Source organism: Buttiauxella brennerae ATCC 51605 (assembly GCF_001654925.1).
Lineage (GTDB): Bacteria > Pseudomonadota > Gammaproteobacteria > Enterobacterales > Enterobacteriaceae > Buttiauxella > Buttiauxella brennerae.
Window position 1 is genome coordinate 83,856 of sequence record NZ_LXER01000032.1, and the last position, 25,245, is coordinate 109,100.

Below are 25,245 nucleotides of genomic sequence, written 5' to 3' on the forward strand. Positions count from 1 at the left end.
GCTAGCTATGTTTGGATCTTTAAAAAAACTTTTCCACAGTGATAATTCGGATACGGCGCAATATGATATTCAAGCCGTACAACTTGAAACTGAATTAACTGCTCTGGAAAATACGTTAACCGAAAATCCCAATAATGGCGAAACACAAAAAGCATTAATGTTGCGCTATAACCAGACGTTACAAGTTTTTGCGAAGAGTAAAACACACCGTCAGCATATCGATGCTTTATTTGTCAAAATTGATGAGCTGAGAAATATTATTCGTAAGAATATTTAGGGAGAACTCATGGCCATTAAAGAGTTATTAATTGAAGCGCAGGCAATACAAGTTGGCGTGCGCGAAACGGACTGGAAAAAGGTGATTAGACTTGCGGCTCAGCCGCTGGTTGATAATGGCTATATCCTGCCTTCCTATCATGAGGCAGTGATTAATAACACTCTGGAGCATGGCGCGTATTACGTTTTTGAAGAGGGCGTCGCCATGCCCCATGCCCGCCCCGAATGCGGGGTGATAAAAAACTGCTTCAGTATGGTGTTACTTGATGAACCCATCGCCTTTGCCGACAGCGAAAAGGCCGACATCGTGATTATGTTTGCCGCCTGCGACAGCAACGGGCACATCGAAGAAGGCATCCGCGCGATAGTGAATTTGTTGGGCGATGACGATGTCATGGCAAAACTGCGTCGGGCAAAAGTTAAGGAAGAGGTGATCGCAATATTATGAGCCAGTCCACGCGAACACAGGGAAAAACGGTGGTACTTGTGAACGGCGTACCCGCCTCAGGAAAAAGCACTATCGCCCGATTGTTGTCCGAACATTTTACGTTACCGCTACTGACTATCGACGGTATTAAAGAACCTTTTATGGCGCAGTTCAATGAGATAGACAGGCCGTTTAATCGCCGCCTGGGAAATGCCGCCTATGAAGTGATCTGGTCGATTGTGGCCGACAGCCCGGTGCAATGCGTGTTTATTATTGATGCATGGTTTGGCTTCCAGCCGAAAGAAGCACTTGAACGTTATCTTGAGCAGGCGGGAGTCACTCGGGTGTTGGAAGTGTGGAACCATATTCCCGGCCCCCTTGCCGCCGAACGTTATGCGCAGCGGCTTGGCGTAAGACGCCCCGGCCATCCGGGGGAAGAATATCTGCCAGAGCTGGTGAAACTTGCGGATAGCGCAGAACCGATGTCGCTGGGGCCGGTTTATACCGTGGACCACCGAGAGTCGATAGACACCGCAGGTCTCCTTGCATGGCTGAGTGAAGAATTTGGAGACTAACCCGAATGTTGCTTCCGTAAGCCGATTAAGCCCTCTGCGTTCCAGAGGGCTTAGGAAGAAATCAAGAAGCAGGAGAAGCTACGAGCTTGCGCGTCTTACCATAAATAATGGTCAGAACCGCAGGGACAGTAAATGCGACGATTATCGCAAACACTTCATAAATCATTTTTGAATCTGGGCCGCTGAACAGACCTAACTCAAACACATTGAGCACCGGCAGGAAGCTGTAAGTTTTAACACCCAGCAAACCGGTAATGCCACCACCCAACGCGGCACCAATACAACCGAACACAAATAACATTCTGTATTTCAGATTCACGCCGTACAGCGCCGGTTCAGTAATACCGAAGAAGGCAGAAATTGAGGCAGAAATCGCAATCTGTTTGTCCTTGAGGTTGCGGGCAATAAAGATTGCACCGAATGCCGCGCCAAACTGCCCCATTACCGCAGACATGAACATCGCCATAATGGTGTCGTAGCCGTTGACCTGAATATTTATCAGCGCCAGGGGGATGATGCCCCAGTGCACACCGAACACCACAAACAGCTGGCCAATACCGGCAAGGAGCGCGCCAGAAATGACTGGACTGAGGTTATAGAGCCATGCATATCCGTTAGCAATACCGACTCCGACGTAATCCGCAATCGGGCCAATCAAGGTGAACACTACAAAACCGCAGATGATGAGCGATAAACAAGGCACAAATACAAACGCAGCCAGCTCCGGGATTATCTTCTTCAGCCAGCGTTCCACATAGCTCAGGAACAACACGGCAAATACAGCAGGGATAACCGCACCACCATAAATCTTAACGTTCAGCGCAAGTCCCATAATATGGAATGCACCGGGAACACTTGGGTCGGTTAAAGGGAAAATCATCGCCGCTGTCAGTGCCAGCGCAGTAAATTTATTCGTTTTAAAACGTTCAGATGCCGTAACTGCGATAAACAACGGCAACATCACAAACACACCGCTCGACAGCGCATTAAACACGGTGAACACGTAAGAATGCGTATCTACCAGGTTCATTGTTTGCAGCAATACCACAATCCCTTTTACGACACCGACGCCCGCCAGCACACCGATGTAAGGCGTGAAAATAGCGGAAAGTGTCGCCAGCAAGCGGCTTATCCATGAGCCTTGCGCAGTTGTTTCTTCAGCTGCAGGCGTTTGTTCACCGAGCAGTTCTTTAATCGCTGAACATACCTGATCGACTTTCGGGCCAATCACTATCTGGAACTGACTCGGGCTATCCACTAATTTCACGACTTCAGGAAGACCATATAGCGCTTCCGGATTCACTTTATTTTTATCTTTTAATGTAAAACGTAAGCGTGTTGCGCAATGAGTAATATGTTCGATATTCCCAGGCTCACCAACATGCTTAATTATTTGTTGGGCAAGCTGACTATATGTCGTCATGGTATTTCCTTAGTTTCAAGGTTTGCGCTGTATTTATTGCCCGATAAACATATCAGGCAACGTTGTAGGGTAAATTAGTCATCAAGGAATAATCAGGCGTAATCGCCAGGTTTTGTTTTACTCTTAACGGAAATACCAAAATCGGTGAAAATACGTTGTGGCAAATTATTCCCTTTCGCTTCCGCGATATGGTGCGCCAGAATCTGGAAAGGAATAACCATCAGTAACGGGGCGATAAATATATCTACCTCAGCATTAATGGCGAGCGTTCGTTCATCGCTGCTTTCGCCTAATTTAACGGTGTAAATATAATCGGTATATTTTTGCTCATAGGCTTTCAGCAGTAATAAGCGCTCGCGCGCTTCTCCAGGTGTGTCGAGGAAAAACATCCGGTGATTACCGTTCACTTCAAAATAAGGGCCATGCATAAAGGCTTCCAGTTCTACCCCTTGTGATGGCACGCGAATAGTTTCCGCAAACTTGGTTTCCATTTCTTTAATCACACCCACGCTCGGGCCATAGCCAATTGCCGTAAATCTTGGGGAGGAAGTTAGCTCGTCTTTCCATTTTTCGAAAAAGAGTTCAGTTGTATCAATAATCTGTGGGATAGATTTTACTGCTACGGTTAATTTCGCTAATTCTTCAGCTTCCTGCGTTTCAGTGATTAAACCATTGCAGCGCGCGGTATAAAGACCGAGTAACATGAATTTAAAGATAGTCGCCACATAACCTTTAGTGACGTAACCCACGCGCTCTTCACCAATTTCAATATCGATGGCGTGATCGACGGTTTTCGCCAGTTCGCTGGACAGTTTGCTGGTTAAACCGTAGGTCACCACCGGGAAACTTTTGCGAATGTGTTTTATCGCATTGATGGTGGATGTGCTTTCGCCGCTTTGCGATACGCCAAGCACCAGATCGGTCGCGGTATCCATTTTTTCGTAGTGCTGGAAGTGGAACGGCTCCTCTACGGTAACACGCACGTTCGCCAGGTTTTCAACATAATATTTCGCGCTTTTGATGGCATTAATACTTGAACCAGTAGCTAAAACCAACCACGTGCCCTTTCCTTTAATCTCTGGCAGATCATGTGGATAACCATAAAGCATTGCTGAAAGTGTAGCTTGCTCTTCGTGAATGTAAGTCATCATTGTCGGCTTCATTGGCCCTCCTGAAATCAAAACCTGAAAACGTTTTCAGGTTTTAGGCTAGAGGAGCTTGAGTGGAGTTGTCAATCCACTTTTCAGCAATTGTGGTGGGGATCAAAAAATATCGTGTACGGGGGTTTTGGAGCAGTCAGAAATAGTGAAATGCTACGAGAGAGCTAGCAGGACTCGCCTGGTATCAGACTCAGTTGGATTTTTTCAGGCACTACAGATTCAGTCGTATCTTTCAGCAATGTCATTAAAACTTGCATCACTGTTTTACCGATGAGTTCATTGTGATGGTTCACCGTGGTAATTCGCGGAATGAAATATTCACTACCTGGGAAATACTCACAGCTGGCAATAGCAATATCGTCAGGCACAGAAATATTTTTGTCTTTTAATGCCCGAATTGCACCTTTTGCCACATGGTCATTAATCGCCACAATAGCTTCGGGCAATTTTTCACTTTGCGAGAGCAACTTATCTACCGCTTCATAGCCATGTTGTAAGTAGAAGTTATTTAATACAATGTGATTATCGTCAACCATTATATTAGCTTGCTGAAGCGTTTTTTTAAACGAATCTATACGTTGCTGGGTAATATAAACACTTTTCGAGCCACCAATAAAACCGATGCTTTTATAGCCCTTACTTATCAGATAATTAGTTGCAAGTGCAACACACCCAGACTGATCGCGCTCTACACAAGAATAATCTACACCGGCCAATTGCCGCCCAACCACAATTACAGGAATGGCCGCACAAAGTTTCTTCAACTCATGAAAATAAGAGTCTGGCACATTATAATAATCAATATTCCCACCAAGAATAATAACTCCATCAATCTGGCTATCAGTAATCGAGTTGAAAATATTTTCTTCAGGAATAATTTCACCCTGCGATGAGGATTTATTAGCTGATTGCGTATCGTAGAGTGTGACTTTATATCCCGCCCGCAAACTCTCATTTTCGATTTGAGCAACCAGCATCACAAAATATGGGTTACTGATATCGGAAACGACAATCGCCAGCGTCTGTGTCTTTTTGGAAATCATACCGCGCGCCAACAAATTGGGGCTGAATTGCTGCTCCTGAATAACTTTTTCAACCCTGGCGCGAGTTTTATCCGCCACCCAGCTGTTGTTATTCAGAACACGGGAAACTGTCGCAATAGATACATTGGCCAGTTCAGCAATATCCTTGATTGTTAGCGGCTTTTTCATTTTTTTGTCTCGTCCCTACAAGGCGTTAATAGTAGGGCAACGCGCCGGGTGAAGCAAAGGGGGATTTCTCCTTATCAAACACCCTCCACTTTTCCCAAAATCTGCCGATAACTTATACACGCGCCAGGGCGACTACCCGCCAGGTTATCGGACAGAGGTTTAAATGGATAGTTTTCAAAAAGATATCGATGAAAGGGCTAACCTGGCGTTATCCAATAAATTTGAACTGTTGTTGTTTCGCTTAGGAGAAGGCCAACACGGTGGCAAATCCGAGCTATATGGCATCAACGTTTTTAAACTGCGTGAAATTGTGCCGATGCCGAAAATCAACCGTGCGGCGGGAATGAAATCGCCCCTGCTGGGCATGGCCAATATTCGCGATCAGTTTATTCCGGTCATCGACCTGCCAGCCGTTACGGGCTGCACGCCACAAACCGGCCTGAATTTATTGCTGATAACCGAGTACGCACGCAGCACGCAGGCCTTTGCGGTGGAGTCGGTAGAAAATATTATTCGCCTCGACTGGAGCCAGGTACACGCTGCTGAATCGGGCGTGAGCAGCCGCAACATCACCAGTATTGCGTCCCTGAACAACGATGAATACAAAGGCGAACTGGCGCTGGTACTCGATGTAGAACAGATCCTCTACGACATTATTCCTTCCGGGCGCAAAGTTGATATGGCGGCCATCGAAGGGAACACAAACCCTCTGAAACCGGGTGCTGTCGCGATTGTTGCCGAAGACTCGAAAGTCGCCCGTCAGATGCTGGAGCAAGGGCTGAAAGGGATGGGGATCCCGGTGATAATGCACTCCACGGGGCTTGAAGCGTGGGAGAAAATCAAAGTGATTGCCGCAGAAGCCAAAGCCGCAGGCCAGCCGATCACCGACCGCATTGGTATGGTATTAACCGATATTGAAATGCCGGAAATGGACGGTTTTACCCTGACGCGAAACATCAAAACAGATATCACGTTAAAACACATTCCGGTGGTGATTCACTCGTCTTTATCCGGCAGCGCCAACGAAGATCACGTGCGCAAAGTGGGCGCGAATGGTTATGTGGCAAAGTTCGATGTGAAAGAGTTATCACAGGTGATTAATAAGGCGCTGGAAGGTGTGGTGGTTTAGTTTGCGAGCCATGCCGCAGAGCTTAACTTTCCGCACGCAAACCGCTTGCTGGCGATAATCAATCGCAGTATTGTTGCGCCGCACCTGCAAAATCAGGTGCCGGGATTAGCCTCCTGAAAAACTTGTCGGCGACATACGACGCGCCAGCGTCTTTTTTATGTCGTGCGTTCGGCTACACCCAATATTATGGTGGGCTGGATGGGGGCATCGAAAGATGCGCCAGTGTCCGATAAGGCTGGTAAGGCTAACCCTGTTCAGTCCACCACCCAGAGATTAGCCTCTCAGGTGGTGGTTAAAAAAATCACTTGTCGGAGGCTGCCACTATGGCTACTACCCCAACCCAAACTCATACTTCAGAAAACTCACCGCTTACGCTTTCTTTTGATATTAATACCGATTTCACCGTGCTGGCAGACTATTGCGAACGCTTCGCTGACTCGCTGATTGAAAGCGCAAAACCGGGGGAAAGACGCGTCCTTTGCTACCGCCTCGCGGAATGCCTGGAGCTGCTTTACTCGACGCTGAACGACCCCATTCCAGAACATCTGGTTGAAAGTTTCACCGTGGATCATATTCCGGCAGCAGTATCCACTTTTGAACCTGAACCGGAAGATCTTTGCCGCTATTGCCTGACGCTGGCAAACATCCTCAATAGCCACAATTTTTCTGCCATGGAAGAAAAAGCGCTGACCGGACTGTTGTTTGAACTCACGGGCCATTTTGCCGATGAGTTACGAACGCCGCGTTTCATCCGCACAGCAATAACGATGTAAATCTGCGAACCCGGCTCGAAAAAGCCGGGTTTTCCCTTTTTGGTTCTGCGTTACGAAGCCCATCCTGTATCATTGCCGCAGAGCAATCATAAGGACAACGTAGTGATGAACGAAAAAGTCAGTCAGGACAGCATCAACAAAGCATTATGGTCAGTGTGCGATACCTTCCGTGGCACCATCAGCGCCGACACCTACCGCGATTTTATTCTTACCATGCTGTTTCTGAAGTACATTTCGGATGTCTGGCAAGACCATTACGACAGCTATCAAAAAGAGCATGGCGACGAACCAGAACTGATTAACGAGCTGATGAAGAACGAGCGTTTCGTTCTGCCGCCGGACGCCAGTTTTTACGCGCTGTACGAGCGCCGCTTCGAGGCGGGCAACGGCGAGCGCATCGACCAGGCGCTGCATGCCATTGAAGAAGCTAACGGCACCAAGCTAAAAGATTCCGGTAAAAGTGTGTTCCAGGACATCTCTTTTAACACCGACAAATTAGGTGAAGAAAAGCAGAAGAACACCATTCTGCGCCAGGTGCTGGAAGACTTCGCCAAACCTGAGCTAAACCTGAAACCAAGCCGCGTCGGTTCGCTTGATGTGATCGGCAACGGTTACGAATATCTGATTAAAAACTTTGCCTCTAATGGCGGGCAAAAAGCCGGTGAGTTCTATACCCCGCCGGAGGTTTCCGACCTGCTGGCTGAGCTGTTAGACCCGCAGCCAGGCGATACCATTTGCGACCCGGCGTGTGGTTCTGCTTCGCTGCTGATGAAATGTGGCCGCAAAGTGCGTGAAAACCACGGCGGTAAGAATTACGCGTTATATGGCCAGGAAGCGATTGGTTCCACCTGGTCGTTCGCCAAAATGAACATGTTCCTGCACGGCGAAGACAACCATAAAATCGAGTGGGGCGACACCATTCGCAACCCGAAATTACTCGATAAAAACGCCAACCTGATGCTGTTTGATATCGTGACCGCCAACCCACCGTTTAGCCTCGATAAATGGGGCCACGAAGACGCCGCCCACGATCATTTTGGCCGTTTCAGCCGTGGCGTGCCGCCAAAAACCAAAGGCGATTACGCGTTTATTCTGCATATGATTGAAACGCTGAAACCTAAGAGTGGGCGTATGGGCGTAGTAGTGCCGCACGGCGTGCTGTTCCGTGGCTCCACGGAAGGTAAAATCCGCGAAAAGCTGATTGAAGAAAACCTGCTCGATGCAGTGATTGGCCTGCCGGAAAAACTGTTCTTCGGCACCGGTATTCCGGCGGCGATCCTTATCTTTAAGAAAGAGAAAGTCGACGATAACGTGTTGTTTATCGACGCCAGCCGCGAGTTTAAATCCGGCAAAAACCAGAACCAGTTAAGCGTTGAGAATATTGCCAAAATCGTTAAAACCTACCGCGATGGCGATAACGCTGAGAAATACGCTTATCTCGCCAGCCTGCAAGAGATCCGCGATAACGACTACAACCTGAATATCCCACGCTATGTCGATACTTTTGAGGAAGAAGAGGAAATCGATTTAATGGCGGTACGTGCCGAGCGCGTCAAGTTAGAAGAAGAATTAGACGCGCTGGAAGTGGAGATGGCGGGGTATTTGAAGGAGCTGGGTTATGAGTAAGGTGCCTGGGGGGTGGGTAAGAACAACATTAGAAGATTTTATTGAAATTAAGCACGGATTTGCCTTTAAGAGTGAGTTTTTCTCTGATACTGGTGATTATGTATTAATGACACCAGGCAGCTTTTATGAAGAAGGCGGTTTTAGAGACCAAAAAGGGAAGACAAAGTATTATTCTGGAACCATACCAGATGGTTATATTCTGAATAAAGGTGACGTCCTGCTTGCTATGACAGAACAAGGTGCAGGGCTGCTAGGCAGTGCTGCAATTGTTCCAGAGAATAATAAATATTTACATAATCAGCGTCTTGGTTTACTGAAAGTAAAAGATATATCAAGAGCTTCTGCTGAATTTTTCTTTTGGTTGTATAACTTTCCATTAATTAGAAAACAAATCAATGAACAAGCTAGTGGTACAAAAGTTAAACATACTTCACCAGATCGCCTACGCGGAGTAACTGCTTTAGTACCACCTTTGTCAGAACAACAAAAAATCGCCAAAATCCTCTCAACTTGGGATAAGGCTATTTCGACTACAGAACAGTTAATTAGCAATAGCCAGCAGCAGAAAAAAGCGCTGATGGATAAGTTGTTGACTGGCACGAAACGATTATCTAAGGCAATAGATCCATTCAAGGAATATAGATTCTCTGAATTATTAGAGATTGACAGTAAAACGTTATCCAATAAATTTAATAAAGACTTTGAGTTTGATTATATTTCTTTGTCTGATGTTAATAATGGCTATATATCTGATAAACTGAAAAAGTATACAGTAGAAGAGGCACCTAGCCGCGCAAAGCGGGTAGTACATAAAGGTGATGTTTTATTATCAACAGTAAGGCCTAACCTTCAAGGGTTTGCTAAAATTGAAGAAAAACATGATGGTTTTATTGCATCAACAGGATTTTCAGTATTAACTTCAAATAAAAATGTATGCAGTGATTATATTTATCATTATGTTTTTAGCAAACACATAACGGATCAAATAAATTCACTTGTAGCCGGTACTAACTATCCTGCAATTAATTCTTCTGATGTGGCAAATTTAGTTATTTATTGCCCCGATTATAAAGAGCAAGTTGAAATATCTAGTGTATTGAATATTAGTTGTAAAATGATTCAACTACTGCAAAAAAAACTCGCGGGTCTAAAACAAGAAAAACAGGCGCTAATGCAGCAGTTATTAACCGGCAAACGGCGCGTGGTGGTGTAACACCTCGCACTCTGCGTACCCTACAAAAAGGATATTGTTATGACGAACTCATCTCTAACGCCTGCCCCGGATGGGGAGTTTGTTCTGTTTCAGTCAGCGGATGGCAAGGTACGTTTAGAGTGCCGTTTTGCATCAGATTCGCTTTGGTTATCCCAGGCAGCAATGGCTGATTTGTATCAGGTTACGCCGCAGGCAATAACCCAACATATCCGCGCGGTTTATGACGAAGGTGAGCTTGAACAAAGTTCAACCTGTAAGGATTACTTACAAGTTCAAACCGAGGGCGCAAGACAGATCCAGCGCAAAATTCGTCATTACAATCTGGGGGTTATCCTCGCGGTCGGCTACCGTGTGCGCTCAACGCGCGGCACGCAGTTCCGTCAGTGGGCCACGCAAACCCTGCAAGAATACCTGATTAAAGGCTTTGTCATGGATGACGAACGCCTGAAGAACCCTCCAGTCGGTAAATCTGTGGTGCCAGATTATTTCGACGACATGCTGGAACGCATTCGCGATATTCGCTCAAGCGAAAGGCGCGTCTATTTGCGGGTGCTGGATATTTTCACCATGGCAGCGGATTACCGACCTTCTACTAAAGAAACCACGCAATTCTTTCGCGTCATTCAAAACAAACTGCATTACGCCAGCACCGGTTTAACCGCCGCCGAGCTTATTGCTAAACGCGTGGATGCCAGCCAGCCGAATATGGGATTAACCAGTTTTAAATATGATGAAGTGCGCCGTACCGATGTCACGATTGCCAAAAACTACCTCAATGAAAGCGAAATTGACGAGCTGAATCGTATTGTTTCAATGTGGCTGGACTTTGCTGAAGACCAGGCAAAACGGCGCAAACAAGTATTTCTGCGCGACTGGCAGACCAAACTCGATCAGTTTCTGGCATTTAATGACCGCGAAGTCCTGCAGCACTCCGGTTCCGTCAGCAAAAAAGAGGCGGATGAGAAAGCGCAGCAAACCTTTGAAGATTTTGCCCAACGTCGCCGTCGCCTGAAAGAAGCGGAAGGCGAGCGGATGAATATTGAAGTCTTGCGAACCATCGCCAGCAAAGAGAAAAAAGGCCACTAACATGAACCCACTCCCGCCTAAATTTAAGGAAGAGTACAGCGCCAAACTTCCGGCGCTGGTGCTGCTCACCAGCATGGGGTGGTCTTTTCTCACGCCAGCCGCAGCGCTGGCGGCGCGTAATGGGAAATACGATGAAGTGGTGCTGCGCAATGAGCTACGTAGCCAACTAGCGAAACGCCGCTTCAGCTTTGCGGGTAAAACGTATCCGCTGTCAGAAAAATCTATCGATAACCTGATTAACCAAGTGTGCAGCCCGGCGCTAAACGAAGGGCTGAAAACCGCAAACGAAAAACTCTATAACCACCTGCTGTACGGTATTTCAGTGACGGAGTTTGTCGGGAATAAAAAAGTCAGCATAACGGTGGCGCTGATTGACTGGCACAACGAAGCCAATAACAGCTTCCTGTTCACCGAAGAATTTACCGTGGCACGTTCGTCGGGTGTCGGGAACCGTCGCCCTGATATCGTCTGCTTTGTTAACGGTATTCCGCTGGCGGTCATCGAAGCCAAACGGCCAGACAGCCACGCTAAAAAAGGCCCGACTATCGACGAAGGGGTTTCCCAAAGTTTGCGTAACCAGCAAGTTGACGAGATCCCTCGCCTGTTTGCCTACAACCAGTTGCTACTATCGATAAATGGCATTGACGGGCGTTATGCCACGTGCGGCACACCGCAAAAGTTCTGGGCGGTGTGGAGCGAAGAAGATATTAGCCATGCGCAGATGTATGCGGTGAAAAACAAAGATCTTTCCTCCCACCAGGTTAACGCCCTGTTTACCCATCGCAAAGCGGAGTACCTGGAGTGGTACAAAGCCTGGCGTGCGGGCGGGGAACTGGCCGTAAGTGGGCAGGATAAGTTACTGATAAGCCTGTTATCGCCTGCACGCCTGCTGGAAATGACACGCCTCTTCACCCTGTTCGATAAAAAAATCGGCAAACTGGTTGCACGTTATCAGCAGGTGTTTGGCATCAAGCGCTTGATTGAGCGAATCAGCCAGAAACGTTCCGACGGCGGGCGTGAAGGCGGCGTTATCTGGCATACCACCGGTTCGGGAAAATCGTTCACCATGGTGATGCTAAGTCGCGCATTGTTGATGGTTGATGAACTGAAAAAGTGCCGGATTTTTGTGGTGACGGACAGAACCGATCTGGAAACCCAAATCAGTAATACCTTCGCATCGGGCGGCGAGCTTTCCGGCAAAAACGACCACAAGTTAGCGATGGCGACCAGCGGCCATCGTCTGGCTAAACAAATCAGTAAAGGCACCGAGCGTATTATTTTCTCGCTGATCCACAAATTTAATTCCGCCACGCGGCTACCTGAATGCGTTAACACCAGCGCGGATATTATTGTGCTGGTCGACGAAGGCCACCGCAGCCAGGGCGGGGAGAATAATATTCGTATGCAGCAGGCGCTACCGAATGCAGCATTTGTGGCCTTTACCGGTACGCCGCTACTGAAAGACGATAAAACCACCAACAAATTTGGCCCGATTGTTCATGCCTACACCATGCAGCGTGCAGTAGAAGATGGCACGGTCACGCCACTGTTGTATGAAGAGCGCAAACCGGATTTAGACACCCACTCACGCGCTGTTGATAAAGGTTTTGAACGCATTACCGCAGGTCTTTCTCAGGAACAAACCACTGACCTGAAAAGAAAATTCACCCAAAAGGGGCTTATTTATCAGTCTGATAATCGTATTGAGATTATCGCGCAGGACATCGCCGCTCACTTCAGCAAAAACATTAAAGATAATCTCAGAGGGCAACTGGCCTGCGACAGCAAAGCATCGGCTATCAAGTATAAAAAGTATCTCGATGAAGCCGGGCTGTTCGAGTCTGCCATTGTCATGAGCCCGCCGGATAGTCGCGAGGGCAATACCGACACCGATGAGGAGTCGATGCCTGAGATCAGCCAGTGGTGGAAAAAGAATGTCGGAACCACTGATGAGAAAGTGTATACCCGCCAGTTAGTCGAGCGTTTTGCAAGCGAAGGTGATTTGAAAATGCTTATCGTGGTGGATAAGTTACTCACCGGTTTTGATGAGCCAAAAAACACCGTGCTTTATATCGACAAGCCTTTGAAAGGCCATAATTTGATTCAGGCAATCGCCCGCGTCAACCGTTTGCATCCTGATAAGGATTTTGGCTTGTTGATTGATTACCGGGGGATTCTGGCCGAGCTGGATACGACTATCGCAAAGTATCAGGACCTCGCTGCGCGAACCCAGGGCGGCTACGATATTGACGATCTTACCGGGCTTTACCGGGCAATGAGCACCGAGTACAAGCGTTTGCCACAGCTGTATAAAAACCTGTGGGCGATTTTTAAAGAGGTCAAAAACACGCATGACCACGAGCAAATGCGCCAGGTTCTGGTGCCTAAAATGGAAATGCGTGATGGCGAGCTGGTAGATGTGAATCTAAAAGTAAGGGAAGACTTTTATCAGGCACTCTCTGAATTTGCTACCTGTATGAAAGTCGCCCTGCAATCTGCCACGTTCTTTGAAGATAAAACCTTTAGTGAGGCAGACCGCGAGCATTACAAAGTGACCTTGCGGGAATTTATCGCTTTACGCCAGTCAGCAAAACAGGATGCTGGCGAAACGGTCGATTACGATAAATACGCCGATGAAATAAAAAAACTGCTCGATAAACATGTTATTGGCGTTGAAGTACGCGAGCCGGATGGCATCTATGAAGTCAATAAGATGGGCAAACACACGCAGCCAGAAGAGTGGTCTGAAGATAAAACTCGCAACGAAACTGACATCATTAAAACGCGGGTGACCAAAATGATTGAACAAGACCTGCGTGACGACCCGTATGCCCAGGAAGCCTTCTCGGCTTTGCTACTTAAAGCGATAGAAGAAGTGGAAAGCTTGTTTGACCATCCGCTGAAAGAGTATCTGTTGTTTAGCGAATTTGAAGATCGCGTGAAAGCACGAACGCTGGATACCATCCCCAATCTCTTTCACGGCAACCATCATGCGCAGGCGTATTACGGCGTGTTTATGAAAATTTTACCGCATGTTTTCGCGGTCAATGATGAACAGGTGCAGGTTAAATGGGTGGGTCTTGCTTTTAAACTTGATGGGCTGGTAGAAAGGTCGGTCACTGAAAACTCGATTAATCCACAGAATATTGAGGCTGATATTCGCAAGAAGCTGCTGCCGATGATGTTCCAGGAGTGCAAAGCAATTGGTGGTGGGATGGATCAGGCAAAATCCATTGTGGAAATGGTGGTGCAAATTACCCGTGTCGGACTTAGCGGTATTTAAGGGGACAAGATGAGCGTCAGAATTCCTCGTACTGTGATAGAAGCCAATCGCCCTGCACTATCATTCTGGTATGGCGATGAACCGATTAGTTTCGAACGAGTAGGTCGCAGTAGCCAAAAATCGCAGGTACTGATTAAAGTCCATCCTGACTGCCGTGTCCTGGTTGCAGCCCCACTGTCAGCCAGTGACGAAGAGGTGGTACAAGCGGTTAAAAAGCGGGCTCGTTGGGTTTGGTTACAACTGCGAGATTTCCGCCAGCAACTGGAACACATTACCCCTCGTCGTTATATCAGCGGTGAAAGCCATTATTATTTGGGCAAACAACATATGCTCAAAGTTATTGAAAGTGAAGATGAAATCCCCCGAGTGAAGCTACTGCGTGGCAAGTTAGAGGTTGTGGTGCGCCAGCGTGACTCTGCCGTGGTCAATCAGCTTCTGGATAAATGGTACCGACTACGGGCAAGAGAAGTCTTTTCCCGCAGGTTGAATGCCATGATGGAACAGACTTTATGGGTTGAAACATTGCCACCAATACGTGTTCTGGCGATGCAAACACAATGGGGAAGCTGTTCGCCACTTGGACGGATCACGCTCAATCCACAGCTGGTTAAGGCACCGCGTGAATGTATTGATTACGTGATCTTGCATGAGCTTTGCCACATTGCAGAACACAACCACAGCGAGCGCTTTTATCGCCTGATGAATCAGGTCATGCCGGGATGGGAGAAGATAAAAGTACAACTGGATAATATGGCTAACCGACTCCTTTCTGCATAAGTGCCAGCGGGACGCTAGTTTGTTGCGGTGGGAGACGCTACGCTTTCCCTCTCTACAAATTCAGCGTAGCGTCTCTGGTACTTACTCTAAATAAAACACCTCTTTCAGCTCCGCACTCACCGGGCTGTTGTCGGCATTACTCGGCATGATTTCGCTCATATGCTTCCACCAGCGTTGGCAAACTTCCGTTTGGGCGACGGCATTCCAGCGGGCTTCGGACTCAATTTCTACCGTGGCAAAAAGTAGGTTGCGTTGAGCATCAAGATAAATAGCGTAGTGATGAGCACCGTGCTGTTTAAGTACCGCTTCCAGCTCGGGCCAAATTGGGGTGTGTCGGCGTTGATACTCTTCATGCGCATCCGGGTTTACCTGCATCACAAAGGCTTTGCGGATCATAACGCCTCCAGATAGAGCTCGCGGACTTCCTCGCGCGTTGCCACGCGTGGATTACACCCTGCGCACGGGTCGGCCAGAGCGTTATCCAGCCAGTCTTCGATATCAGCCGTTTTAATGCCGAGCTGGCTAAAGCCTGATGGGATACCCACGCGCGTTGAAAGCGAGCGAATGGCGAGAATCGCCTCAAAACTCGCTTCTTCTTCGTTCATATCCTGAGTATTTACGCCCATCGCTGCGGCAACTTTCGCAAAACGTGCAACGGCTTTCGGGCGGTTAAAGGCTTCAATCACGGGGAGCAAAATCGCGTTGCACACGCCGTGCGGCAGGTTGTGGGTCGCACCCGGTTGATGTGCCAACGCATGCACCAGGCCAAGACCGGCGCTGTTAAATGCCATGCCCGCCAGGTACTGCCCGTAAGCCATCATTTCACGCGCTTCAAGGTTTTTGCCATCGTCGACCGCTTTCGGCAACCACTGGCTAATCAGGCGGATAGACTCCAGCGCGTTGGCGTCGGTCAGCGGGTGCGCCGCAACAGAAACATAGGCTTCGATGGCGTGAGTCAGCGCATCCATGCCGGTTGCCGCAGTGACACTTGCCGGGATATCGAGCATTACGCTTGCGTCATCCACGGCGATATCCGGGATCAGGTTGGTGTCGATAATCACTTCTTTCACATGGCGCACGGAATCGGTGATGACCGCATTGCTGGTCATCTCAGCCGCAGTCCCGGCGGTGGTGTTAATCGCCACCAGCGGCACGCCTGGATTAGTCACTTTACCCACACCTGAATAGGCGGTTGATGGGCCTGGGTTTGCGGTGAGGATCTTCACCGCTTTGGCGGTATCAATCGGGCTGCCGCCACCGAAGGCAATCAGGTAATCGCAACCCGCCGCCTGATAAGCCACAAAGCCTTTTTGCACCAGTTCTTCGGTCGGGTTTGGGAACACTTCATCAAACAGTTCATAAGAAAGCTGATGTTCGTCAAGCGCGCTAAACAGGCTTTCAAGCAAGCCCATTTTCACCAGTTGTCCGTCAGTGATGATTAACGCTTTTCCCCAGGGTTTCGCAGCAATCAATTTCACCATATCGCCGATGGCACCCGCACCGTGAAGACTGATTTTTGGTAAGGCCAACATAAAGCTCATGACTATTCTCCTTAATATTGATGTTTTAAAAATCCATACCCTCACCCCGGCCCTCTCCCCCAGGAGAGGGGGAGAACCAGGGAGGGAAAAAATCAAACTCGCCGACGACCTAAAAAACGCCGCGTAATAATCGGTAGAGAAATCACGGTGATCAGCATCGCGCCGACAATAATCGACATCACAATGCCCGGCACATTCAGCAGGCTCAGGCCGAAGGTCACCAGCCCCATCAGGAATGCGGCGATAATCACGCCCGCCATACTTCCCGAACCACCCAAAATATTGACGCCGCCCAATACCGCCATCGTCACCACACTCAGCTCCCAGCCCATAGCGATGGTCGGGCGCGTGCTGCCAAGACGCGAAGTCAGCAGCACCGACGCCAGCCCTGCCATGACCCCCACCAGCACAAACAACATCAGGTTGTGGCGTTTCACGTTAATCCCTGAATACCAGGCACCGGTCGGGTTATTGCCGATGGCGTAGGTCCGGCGACCAAAGTTGGTTTTATGCAGTAAGAAAGCGAACAACGCCGCCAGTACAATGAACAGCGCAAATTCAAACGACAGTGCGCCCCAGACGTAACCTTGCCCAAACCAGGCAAAACTTTCCGGGTAATGATTAAGTGCCTGGTCACCTAGCAATATGTAGGTGATGCCGCGGTACAAACTCATGGTGCCGATGGTGATAACAATCGACGAAAGGTTAAAGCGCGTAACCAGTAGGCCGTTGAACAAACCGCACAACAGCCCGACGCCAAGCCCGATACACACAAGCCCTGCCGTATCGACGCCCGCCTGAGCGCAGAAGCCCATCACCGTTGAACTAAGCGCAATAGTGGACGCCACAGACAGGTCAATTTCACGGGCAATAATCAACATCGCCATCGGCAGTACGATGATCGCTTTTTCAGTGAAGTTGAAAGTGGCGTCCGACAGGTTCCAGATGTTGAGGAAATACGGCGATGCCAACGCGTTAGCCACAAATACTGCCAGCGTCACCGCCAGTAAGAACGACTCCCAGCACAGTAAGCGGCTCCACCGTGGCACCGTGGCGTCTTGCGGTGGTACAGATTCAGAAATCAGCGTTTTGTTCATGGTTTCACCGCCTGTTCTTTGCCACCAGGAGAGTGTTGGGAAAGCGCTGCATCACGCAGAATCAGCCGTCCTTTGCGTTTATTGCCGCGTTCGTTAAGCAACACCGCAATCACAATCACCAGGCCTGAAATCGCCATTTGCCAGAACGGCGAAACGCCAATCACCGGCAGCGCATTGTTGATAACGCCAAGGAATAACGCCCCAAGCAGGCAACCGAGCACACGCCCGATACCGCCCATGGTGCTAATTCCACCAATCACGCAGGCAGCGACGATTTGCAGTTCAAAACCGTTCGCCACATCGACATACGCCACAGCAAAACGCGAAATCCACAAATAGCCGCAGAACCCCGCCAGCGCACCCGAAAGGCTAAAGCTAATGAACTGCATTTTCCCGGCATTAATACCGGTGTAATACGCCGCCGTCGCGTTGCCGCCTGCGGTGTACATCGCCCGCCCGGTGCGGCTGTAACGCAAGAAATACCCAACCAACAAAAGGGCTGCGACCGCACACCAGCTCAATAACGGCATGCCCAAAACCACCGCACGCGGCAGCGCAAGGAAATCGTTGCTCATCTGGTGGGCGTTAATCCAGCCACCGTTTGACAGCAGGAAGATAATGCCGCGATAAATACTCATGGTGCCGAGCGTGACGACAATCGCCGGAATGCCCAGCTTCCAGACCAACAAACCGTTGATCACGCCCATCACCAGGCCCAGCACCGTTGCCAGTGAAAGCAGTGCCCAGACGGGGATTTGTGGGTAGTGAAAGTTTAATAGCGCGACAATCATGCCAGTAAGCGCGAGGTTCGCCGCCATCGACAAATCAATGCCTTTGGTCAGCAGCACCATCATCTGGCCGAGCGCGAGAATGATAAGAATCGAGGTGTCGTTAAACATCTCCACCAGGTTGCCAGGGGCCAGGAACGACGGCACGCGGCTGCCAATGCCCAGCACCATCAATAAGATGACGCCCGCCAGCAGAAATTCACGGTGTTTCAGTAGAGATTGCCACATTATGCCGCCTCCTCATGGGACCCGCTGGCTGCGCTGACAATCATTTCTGCCGTGGCTTCACCCGCCCGATATTCCGCCACCATCAACCCTTCATGCATCACGATAATGCGGTCGGCCATGCCCATCACTTCCGGGAGTTCGGACGACACCATAATCACTGCCAGCCCATGGCCAACCAGCTCGGACATAAACTGGTGCACTGCGGCTTTCGAGCCGATGTCGATGCCCTTGGTCGGTTCATCGAGAATGATGACTTCCGGCTGAGTCGCCAGCCATTTGCCGATCACCACTTTTTGCTGGTTACCGCCGGAAAGTGTTTCAACCGGCTGTTTCCAGCTGAAGGCTTTGACCTGCAAGCGCTTAGCGTATTCATCAGCCAGCGCCCATTCACGGGCATCGTTTAGCACACCGCGTGGATTAAGGCGGCTGAGTTGCGGCAAGCTAATATTTTGGTAGATAGGTAGTTCAATGATTGCGCCCTGCTTCTGGCGCTCTTCCGGCACGCAGACAATTCCGGCTTTGATGGCATCGGCAGGCTGGCGGAATTTCAGCGGCTGGCCGTTTAACACAATCTCACCTTGAGACGGACGCGAAACCCCTGAAAGCGCCTGCATCAGTTCGGTACGCCCGGCACCGACCAGGCCGTAGAACCCCAGAATTTCACCTTTGCGAAGCGTGAAGTTGATATGGGCAAACTCGGTTGGATGGCAGAGATCTTTCACCTCTAACACCACGTCACCGGGTTCGCAGTTCACTTTCGGGAAGGCGTGAGTAATTTCGCGCCCGACCATCATGGTGACCATGCGTTCTTCGGTTATCTCGTTGATTTTCCCGGAGCTGATATACACCCCATCGCGCAGAATGGTGTAGTGGTCGGCAATGGCAAAAATCTCATCGAATTTATGCGAGATAAAAAGAATCGCTTTACCCTCGCCTTTCAGCCGTTCAACGATTTGATAGAACTCGACGATTTCGTGCTGCGACAGAGCGGCGGTCGGCTCATCTAGGATCACCACTTGCGCTTCAAACGATAGTGCACGCGCAATTGCCACCATGTGGCGTTGAGCAATGCTGAGCGTTTTGAGCGTGGCGCGCGGGTCAATTTGTACTTCAAGGCGCGTGAGAATTTCCTGCGCTTTCTGGTGCATAGCGGGCCAGTCGAGCTTTTTGAAAATGCCGCGATACAGATAATGGCCGACAAAAATGTTCTCGGTGACGGTCAGTTCGTCGAACAGCACCGTTTCCTGGTGGATAGCCGTGATACCGACTTTGTGCGCCGACTCAGGGTTAGGCAACGTTATCGGAATCGCTTTATAAAGCAGTTCGCCCTCTTCAGGCTGATAAATCCCGGTCATGACTTTAACCAGCGTGGATTTACCTGCACCGTTTTCACCGATAAGCGCTGTGACTTTTCCCGGCCACAAGTCGAGATGAACATTTTCAAGGGCGCGAACGCCGGGGAAGACTTTGGTTATCCCCTTGAGGGATAGCAGCGGTGTCGTGAGTGCCATGGTTAAGTTCTCCGTTGATTCTGGGTGCCCTCACCCCGACCCTCTCCCCCAGGAGAGGGAGAAAATCTCGATCCGTCCCCTCTCCCTCAGGAGAGAGAGAAAACCTCGATCCGTCCCCTCTCCCTCAGGGAGAGGGTTAGGGTGAGGGTGGCTTCTAAAACCTAAATCAGAAAATTTTGGAGAATTTATCGATGTTGCTGGCGTCATAAACAAACGGCTCAGCCATTGCACCGCTGCCGTCTGCATCCAGTTTCACTTTGCCGAGCTTGCCCATACTGGCTTCATCTTTCGTCGCTGTACCTTTGACTAAATCATCAGCCAGATAGGTTGCGGCATAGCCGAGATCGATAGGGTTCCAGATAGCAAAACTTTTCGACGCGCCGGATTTCACCGCACCCGCCATTTCAGACGGCAGGCCGAGGCCCGTCACATAAACTTTGCCGATTTTCCCCTGGTCTTTCACCGCTTGTGCCGCAGCAACAATCCCGACGGATGACGGTGAAACAATGACTTTTAAATCAGGGTAGGATTTCAGCAAGCCCACGGTTTCACGGTAGCTTTTATCAGAAAGATCATCGCCATAAGCGACCGTTACCAGATTGACCGATGGGTACTTAGGCAGCACCTTTTTCATCTCTTCAATCCAGATATTCTGGTTAGTTGAGGTTGGCGTGGCGCTGAGAATAGCAACATCGCCTTTTTCCACGTTCATCGCTTTCAGCGCATCGGCGGCAAGTTTGACGTTAGTTTCGCCAATCAATGCGTTATTGGAAGGATTAAGGTGAATCTGGCGACCCTCTTTTGCGACACCAGAATCCCACGAAACCACTTTAATTCCGCGCTGCATGGCCTTTTTCAGCACCGGAACCAGTGCGTCTGGGTCATTGGCAGAAATAGCAATGGCATCAACACCTTGAGCGATCAAGCCGTTGAGAACTTCAATTTGTGCTTCAGCAGTCGTCGTGGTTGGACCGGTATAAATGACTTTGACATCACCCAACTCTTTGGCGGCTTCCTGCGCCCCGACGTTTGCTGCTTCAAAGAAACCATTACCCAGTGATTTCGCCACCAGCGCGATTTTCACTTCAGCAAGGGCAGAGGTGGACAGAGCGAGTGCGACAACGGTGAGCGTACAACCTAATATTGCTTTAGTTTTCATTGCTTGTACTCCGATGTATGTAGGGTTTGCAGGTTTTTTTATTTTTTTTCATAGGGTGGATTAATCCACCCTATGTTTACGACTTACAGTTCTAAAGCACTGGCTAACGGGGTGACACCAAAACGTTTGCCAAGCGCGATAAGCTCATCACGAGAGATGGTTTGTTTCATGCCACCCATCGAAATAACTTTTACCAGCACTTCAGCCGACTTCTCAGCGGTATCAATAAGACCGAACGCGTCATCAAGCGTTGGGCCGCTACCGAATACCCCGTGGAACGGCCACAACACCAGCGAATGTTTTGTCATTTCGCCAGCGGTCGCGGTGCCAATTTCGTCGGTGCCCGGCACCATCCACGGTAGAATGCCCACGCCGTCCGGGAACACCACCAGACACTCGGTGCTGCCTTCCCACAATTTACGGGTAATCACATCCGTGTTGTTTTCCAGCACATAGGTCAGGGCAATCAGGTTGGTGGCGTGGCAATGCATAATGACGCGATCTTTCCCGCCCGTGGTTTTGATACGCACGCTGTGTGACTGGAAATGCGACGCCAGTTCAGATGTCGGTACCGCTTCGTTTTCCAGCCCCCACAAAATGTGGTAGCCCGTACCGCGATTGTCCACTTTCACCACACCAATATTTGCCGCCGGGTCGAGTTGCACGTTGCGGAAAAACTTACCGGAACCGGTGACGATGAACGGCGTATTCGCCAGTTCAGGCATCGGCTGGCTTAATGCGATGTAACGCGGTGCGGCGTGGAAATCAGCCTGGAATGGCGTGATATCAGCCTCATCCAGACGCATGGTGATGTTGCCGCCGTTACGTTCGTCCCAGCCTTTCAGCCAGGCATCGCTTGTTGCTTTGATCATGCCTTCTACAAACCAGGCGTTAAGGATGTTCTGCATAGTCTTGTGGTTCCTGTTGTGTTCATTTTTCTCCTTCTCCCTCTTAGAAGAAGGCCGGGATGAGGGTGGTTAACCGCGTTGGCTCAACACGTCTTTTTCATAAGTCCGCACTGTTTTCAGCCACTGGGCATCAACCGGTGTGTCGTTACGCTGGCAATACATTTCCCAGACCGCCGCCCACGGCAGCGATTTCTGCTCTTCGAGCAACGCCAGACGTGCGGTGTAGTCGCCTTCCAGCTCAAGCTGGCGCAGGGTTTCGGTTGGCTCCAGCAAGGCACGCAGCAACGCTTTCTTCATGTTGCGGGTACCGATAACCCACGCGGCGATGCGGTTAATGGAAGCATCGAAGAAATCCAGACCGATGTGAACGCGATCGAACAGATCGTGGCGAATAATCTCGCTGGCGATCGCTTGAGTTTCATCATCCAGCAGCACCACATGATCGCTGTCCCAGCGTACCGGGCGGCTCACGTGCAGCAGCAGGCGTGGCACATACAACATCGCGCTGGAGATTTTGTCGGAGATAACTTCGGTCGGGTGGAAGTGGCCTGCGTCCAGGCACAGCGCGGTCTGGCGGCTGGTCGCATAACCGAAATAGAATTCGTTGGAGCCAACGGTGTAGCTTTCCGCACCGATACCAAACAATTTGCTTTCTACCGCGTCGATATGGTGTGCCGGGTTGAGCTTTTCGCTCATCGCTTCATCCAGTGCCGCCACTAAACGCTGGCGCGGAGCCAGGCGGTCAACGGTGATGTCTTTCATGCCATCCGGGATCCAGATATTCATGACCGATGGCGTGCCTAGTTGTTCGCCGAAGTAGGCGGACACTTTGCGACTGGCTTTTACGTGGTCAATCCAGAACTGGCGAACTTCATCGTCAGCATGCGAAAGAGTAAAACCGTCGGCACTTAACGGGTGCGAGAAGCAAGACGGGTTAAAGTCCAGCCCCAGCTTGTTGGCCTTCGCCCATTCAACCCAGTTTTTAAAGTGTTCGGGTTTGATTTTATCGCGTGCAACCGCCTGCTCGGACTCCAGATAAATCGCGTGCAGATTCAGGCGTTTTGGGCCAGGGATCAGGCTTAATGCGCGTTCCAGGTCAGTGCGTAATTCAGCTGCATTGCGGGCTTTGCCCGGATAGTTGCCTGTTGCCTGAATCCCACCACTGAGTGCGCCTTCCGGGTTTTCGAATCCCGCGACATCATCACCTTGCCAGCAATGCATAGAAACCGGCAGGCGGTCTAGCTGTTGCAGTGCGGCTTCAACATCAACACCGACAGCAGCAAAGCGCTGTTTTGCCAGTTCCCAGGCTTGTTCAAGAGATGTGGTCATGCGCAAAACTCCTTACGTTTTTGAGTGCTCAGCGGAAACTGCGCGATATACCGGGCAATTTCGCTATCGGATTGGGGAATAAAAGATTTCAGTTCATAGCTGGCGGCGACAATTTTGCGGAAGTCGTCAACATCAGTAATTTCATCCAGCGCCATTAACTGGCAGCCAATATTGCCAAGCGTTGAAGCCTCAATCGGCCCGGCAAATACCGGAATACCGCAGGCGTCAGCACAAAGCTGGTTAAGTAAGGCGTTCTGGCTACCACCGCCCACAATATTCAGGCAGCTAAACGCACGACCACGAACGGATGCCAGCTCCGCCAGGGTTTTGGCATACAGCAGCGCCAGGCTGTCGAATATGCAGCGTGCAAGTTCGTTATCGGTGAACGGCACCGGCTGGTTGCTTTCGCGACACGCAGCCTGAATTTCGCGGCTCATGCTTTCAGGGTTAATAAAACGATCGTCGTTTGGGTTGATCACAAAACGGCAGGCCGGTGTTTGTTTGGTGCGATCAATAAGATCCGCCAGATCGGTGATCCCCAACTCGCGGGTCACGCGCTGCAACAGCCACAACCCCATAATGTTTTTCAGCACCCGGTAGCGCCCTTCCGCACCGCCTTCGTTGGTGATGTTGGCGGCTAATGCCGCGCTGTTGGCATAAGGTGTTTTGCTCTCAAAGCCCATCAGCGACCAGGTGCCAGAAGAAAGGTAAGCGGCATCTTTGTCTTTCAGCGGTGCACCAATCACCGCGCTGGCGGTGTCATGCGTGGCAACGGAAACCACCGGAATCTTGTTACCTTCGCGGCAAATCCACTGGCCGATAACATTGCCCGGATGCGTTGGTGTGCCGAACCATTTCTGCGGTACACCCGCCCACTCGAGCAGAGTTTCATCCCAGTTGTCGCTGTTGATGTTCACCAGTTGGGTGGTGGTGGCGTTGGTATATTCCCAGTTCAGCGCGCCAGTCAGGCGGAAGCAGAAATAATCCGGAATCAGCAAAGCGTGTTCGACTTTATCGAGCAGTTCGGGCTGTTGCTGCGCCAGGGCCCGAAACTGATAAAGCGTATTGAAAGGTAAGAACTGAATGCCAGTACGGCGATAAATTTCTTCACGGCCTAACTGGCTTAAAGCCTCGTCCATCACACCGTCGGTGCGGTTATCGCGATAGGAAACTGGTTGGCCGACACGGTTACCGTCGCGGTCAATCAGCACGTAATCCACGCCCCAGGTATCAATGCCAATGCTGTCGATGGCGATACCTTCATCGCAGGCTTTTTGCAGACCCGTGCGGATTTCCAACTCCAGCGCGTCCACATCCCAGACCGTGGAACCGTCGATCTGTTTTAAGCAGTTGGTGAAACGATGGATTTCTCGCAGGCAAATGCTGCGGGTATCACGTTCAAAGCGTGCCAGCATGACACGGCCGCTTGAAGCGCCCAGGTCTACCGCAACGCTATGGCGTAGAGTCATTTTTGGGGGTCCTTGCTAAATGAATTGACTCCACTCTAAAAAGTAACGCCATCGGTCACCTTCTCGTTACTGACAGCGCTAATCCGCCGCTGGCAAAGAAGCAAAGATGAACGTGAGTCATGTCACAGATTTATGTTTACACCCTTTATTCATCGGCTTGTGATGCTTGCCGCATTTCCTGATAATTCCCGTCCGTTCTTAAAAAACGAGCAAGTTTTAATTGATTTCGTGTCGAAACTTTAAGGTGCAGATGAGA

Annotated in this window: 22 protein-coding genes; 10 read left to right on the plus strand and 12 right to left on the minus strand. The window is 49.9% G+C overall.

Annotated elements, in window-relative coordinates:
• Positions 1-7: 7 nt before the first annotated feature.
• From M975_RS17630 to M975_RS17640, 3 genes are read left to right on the plus strand one after another with little or no spacing between them, the layout of a single operon-like run.
• Positions 8-277: a hypothetical protein gene (locus M975_RS17630; RefSeq protein ID WP_064561196.1), complete on the plus strand. Its 270-nt coding sequence runs from the start codon at positions 8-10 to the stop codon at positions 275-277.
• Positions 278-286: 9 nt separating this feature from the next.
• Positions 287-724, plus strand: a complete 438-nt coding sequence (locus M975_RS17635; RefSeq protein WP_064561197.1) for a PTS sugar transporter subunit IIA — start codon at positions 287-289, stop codon at positions 722-724.
• Positions 721-1,278, plus strand: coding sequence for a P-loop nucleotide/nucleoside kinase family protein (locus M975_RS17640; RefSeq protein WP_064561198.1), 558 nt, complete (start codon positions 721-723; stop codon positions 1,276-1,278). The genes M975_RS17635 and M975_RS17640 overlap by 4 nt, the downstream gene beginning before the upstream one ends.
• A gap of 61 nt (positions 1,279-1,339) precedes the next feature.
• Here M975_RS17640 and M975_RS17645 read toward each other — a convergent pair whose 3' ends face one another.
• The 3 genes from M975_RS17645 to M975_RS17655 all read right to left on the minus strand — a co-directional run bounded on the left by M975_RS17645 (position 1,340) and on the right by M975_RS17655 (position 5,072).
• Positions 1,340-2,701, minus strand: coding sequence for a PTS transporter subunit EIIC (locus M975_RS17645; protein ID WP_064561199.1), 1,362 nt, complete (start codon positions 2,699-2,701; stop codon positions 1,340-1,342).
• Between the two features lie 92 nt (positions 2,702-2,793).
• Positions 2,794-3,864, minus strand: a complete 1,071-nt coding sequence (locus tag M975_RS17650; protein WP_064561200.1) for an SIS domain-containing protein — start codon at positions 3,862-3,864, stop codon at positions 2,794-2,796.
• Between the two features lie 161 nt (positions 3,865-4,025).
• Positions 4,026-5,072: a LacI family DNA-binding transcriptional regulator gene (locus M975_RS17655; RefSeq protein WP_064561201.1), complete on the minus strand. Its 1,047-nt coding sequence runs from the start codon at positions 5,070-5,072 to the stop codon at positions 4,026-4,028.
• Positions 5,073-5,235: 163 nt separating this feature from the next.
• On the opposite strand from M975_RS17655, the gene M975_RS17660 reads away from it, so the two are divergent.
• The 7 genes from M975_RS17660 to M975_RS17690 all read left to right on the plus strand — a co-directional run bounded on the left by M975_RS17660 (position 5,236) and on the right by M975_RS17690 (position 14,959).
• Positions 5,236-6,201 (plus strand): chemotaxis protein, encoded by a 966-nt coding sequence (locus M975_RS17660; protein WP_064561202.1) that lies wholly within the window; start codon positions 5,236-5,238, stop codon positions 6,199-6,201.
• A gap of 323 nt (positions 6,202-6,524) precedes the next feature.
• Positions 6,525-6,974, plus strand: a complete 450-nt coding sequence (locus M975_RS17665; RefSeq protein ID WP_064561203.1) for a hypothetical protein — start codon at positions 6,525-6,527, stop codon at positions 6,972-6,974.
• A gap of 105 nt (positions 6,975-7,079) precedes the next feature.
• Positions 7,080-8,600 carry a type I restriction-modification system subunit M gene (locus M975_RS17670; RefSeq protein WP_064561204.1) on the plus strand — a complete coding sequence of 507 codons (1,521 nt, stop codon included), beginning with the start codon at positions 7,080-7,082 and terminating at the stop codon, positions 8,598-8,600.
• Entirely contained in the window at positions 8,593-9,813 is a 1,221-nt protein-coding gene (locus M975_RS23140; protein WP_064561205.1) for a restriction endonuclease subunit S, read from the plus strand. The genes M975_RS17670 and M975_RS23140 overlap by 8 nt, the downstream gene beginning before the upstream one ends.
• Before the next feature lie 39 nt (positions 9,814-9,852).
• Positions 9,853-10,899, plus strand: coding sequence for a virulence RhuM family protein (locus M975_RS17680; protein ID WP_064561206.1), 1,047 nt, complete (start codon positions 9,853-9,855; stop codon positions 10,897-10,899).
• Between the two features lies 1 nt (position 10,900).
• Positions 10,901-14,182, plus strand: a complete 3,282-nt coding sequence (locus tag M975_RS17685) for a type I restriction endonuclease subunit R (RefSeq protein WP_064561207.1) — start codon at positions 10,901-10,903, stop codon at positions 14,180-14,182.
• 9 nt (positions 14,183-14,191) lie between these two features.
• A complete protein-coding gene (locus M975_RS17690) occupies positions 14,192-14,959 on the plus strand; it encodes a M48 family metallopeptidase (protein ID WP_064561208.1) in 768 nt (255 codons plus the stop codon).
• A gap of 81 nt (positions 14,960-15,040) precedes the next feature.
• Here M975_RS17690 and rhaM read toward each other — a convergent pair whose 3' ends face one another.
• The 9 genes from rhaM to rhaB form a co-directional block, all read right to left on the minus strand.
• Positions 15,041-15,355 (minus strand): L-rhamnose mutarotase, encoded by a 315-nt coding sequence (gene rhaM / locus M975_RS17695; protein WP_064561209.1) that lies wholly within the window; start codon positions 15,353-15,355, stop codon positions 15,041-15,043.
• Complete coding sequence (gene fucO, locus M975_RS17700; RefSeq protein ID WP_064561210.1) at positions 15,352-16,500, minus strand: lactaldehyde reductase; 1,149 nt, start codon at positions 16,498-16,500, stop codon at positions 15,352-15,354. The genes rhaM and fucO overlap by 4 nt, the downstream gene beginning before the upstream one ends.
• A gap of 92 nt (positions 16,501-16,592) precedes the next feature.
• On the minus strand, positions 16,593-17,597 hold the full coding sequence (locus M975_RS17705; protein WP_064561211.1) for an ABC transporter permease: 1,005 nt from the start codon (positions 17,595-17,597) through the stop codon (positions 16,593-16,595).
• Entirely contained in the window at positions 17,594-18,613 is a 1,020-nt protein-coding gene (locus M975_RS17710; protein ID WP_064561212.1) for an ABC transporter permease, read from the minus strand. The genes M975_RS17705 and M975_RS17710 overlap by 4 nt, the downstream gene beginning before the upstream one ends.
• The gene (locus M975_RS17715) at positions 18,613-20,124 is read right to left on the minus strand and encodes a sugar ABC transporter ATP-binding protein (RefSeq protein ID WP_064561213.1); all 1,512 of its coding nucleotides are present in this window, start codon (positions 20,122-20,124) and stop codon (positions 18,613-18,615) included. The genes M975_RS17710 and M975_RS17715 overlap by 1 nt, the downstream gene beginning before the upstream one ends.
• Before the next feature lie 166 nt (positions 20,125-20,290).
• A complete protein-coding gene (gene rhaS, locus M975_RS17720; protein WP_064561214.1) occupies positions 20,291-21,283 on the minus strand; it encodes a rhamnose ABC transporter substrate-binding protein in 993 nt (330 codons plus the stop codon).
• A gap of 83 nt (positions 21,284-21,366) precedes the next feature.
• A complete protein-coding gene (gene rhaD, locus M975_RS17725) occupies positions 21,367-22,191 on the minus strand; it encodes a rhamnulose-1-phosphate aldolase (protein ID WP_064561215.1) in 825 nt (274 codons plus the stop codon).
• 69 nt (positions 22,192-22,260) lie between these two features.
• Entirely contained in the window at positions 22,261-23,520 is a 1,260-nt protein-coding gene (gene rhaA / locus M975_RS17730) for an L-rhamnose isomerase (RefSeq protein ID WP_064561216.1), read from the minus strand.
• The gene (gene rhaB, locus M975_RS17735; protein ID WP_064561217.1) at positions 23,517-24,989 is read right to left on the minus strand and encodes a rhamnulokinase; all 1,473 of its coding nucleotides are present in this window, start codon (positions 24,987-24,989) and stop codon (positions 23,517-23,519) included. The genes rhaA and rhaB overlap by 4 nt, the downstream gene beginning before the upstream one ends.
• Positions 24,990-25,245 lie beyond the last annotated feature (256 nt).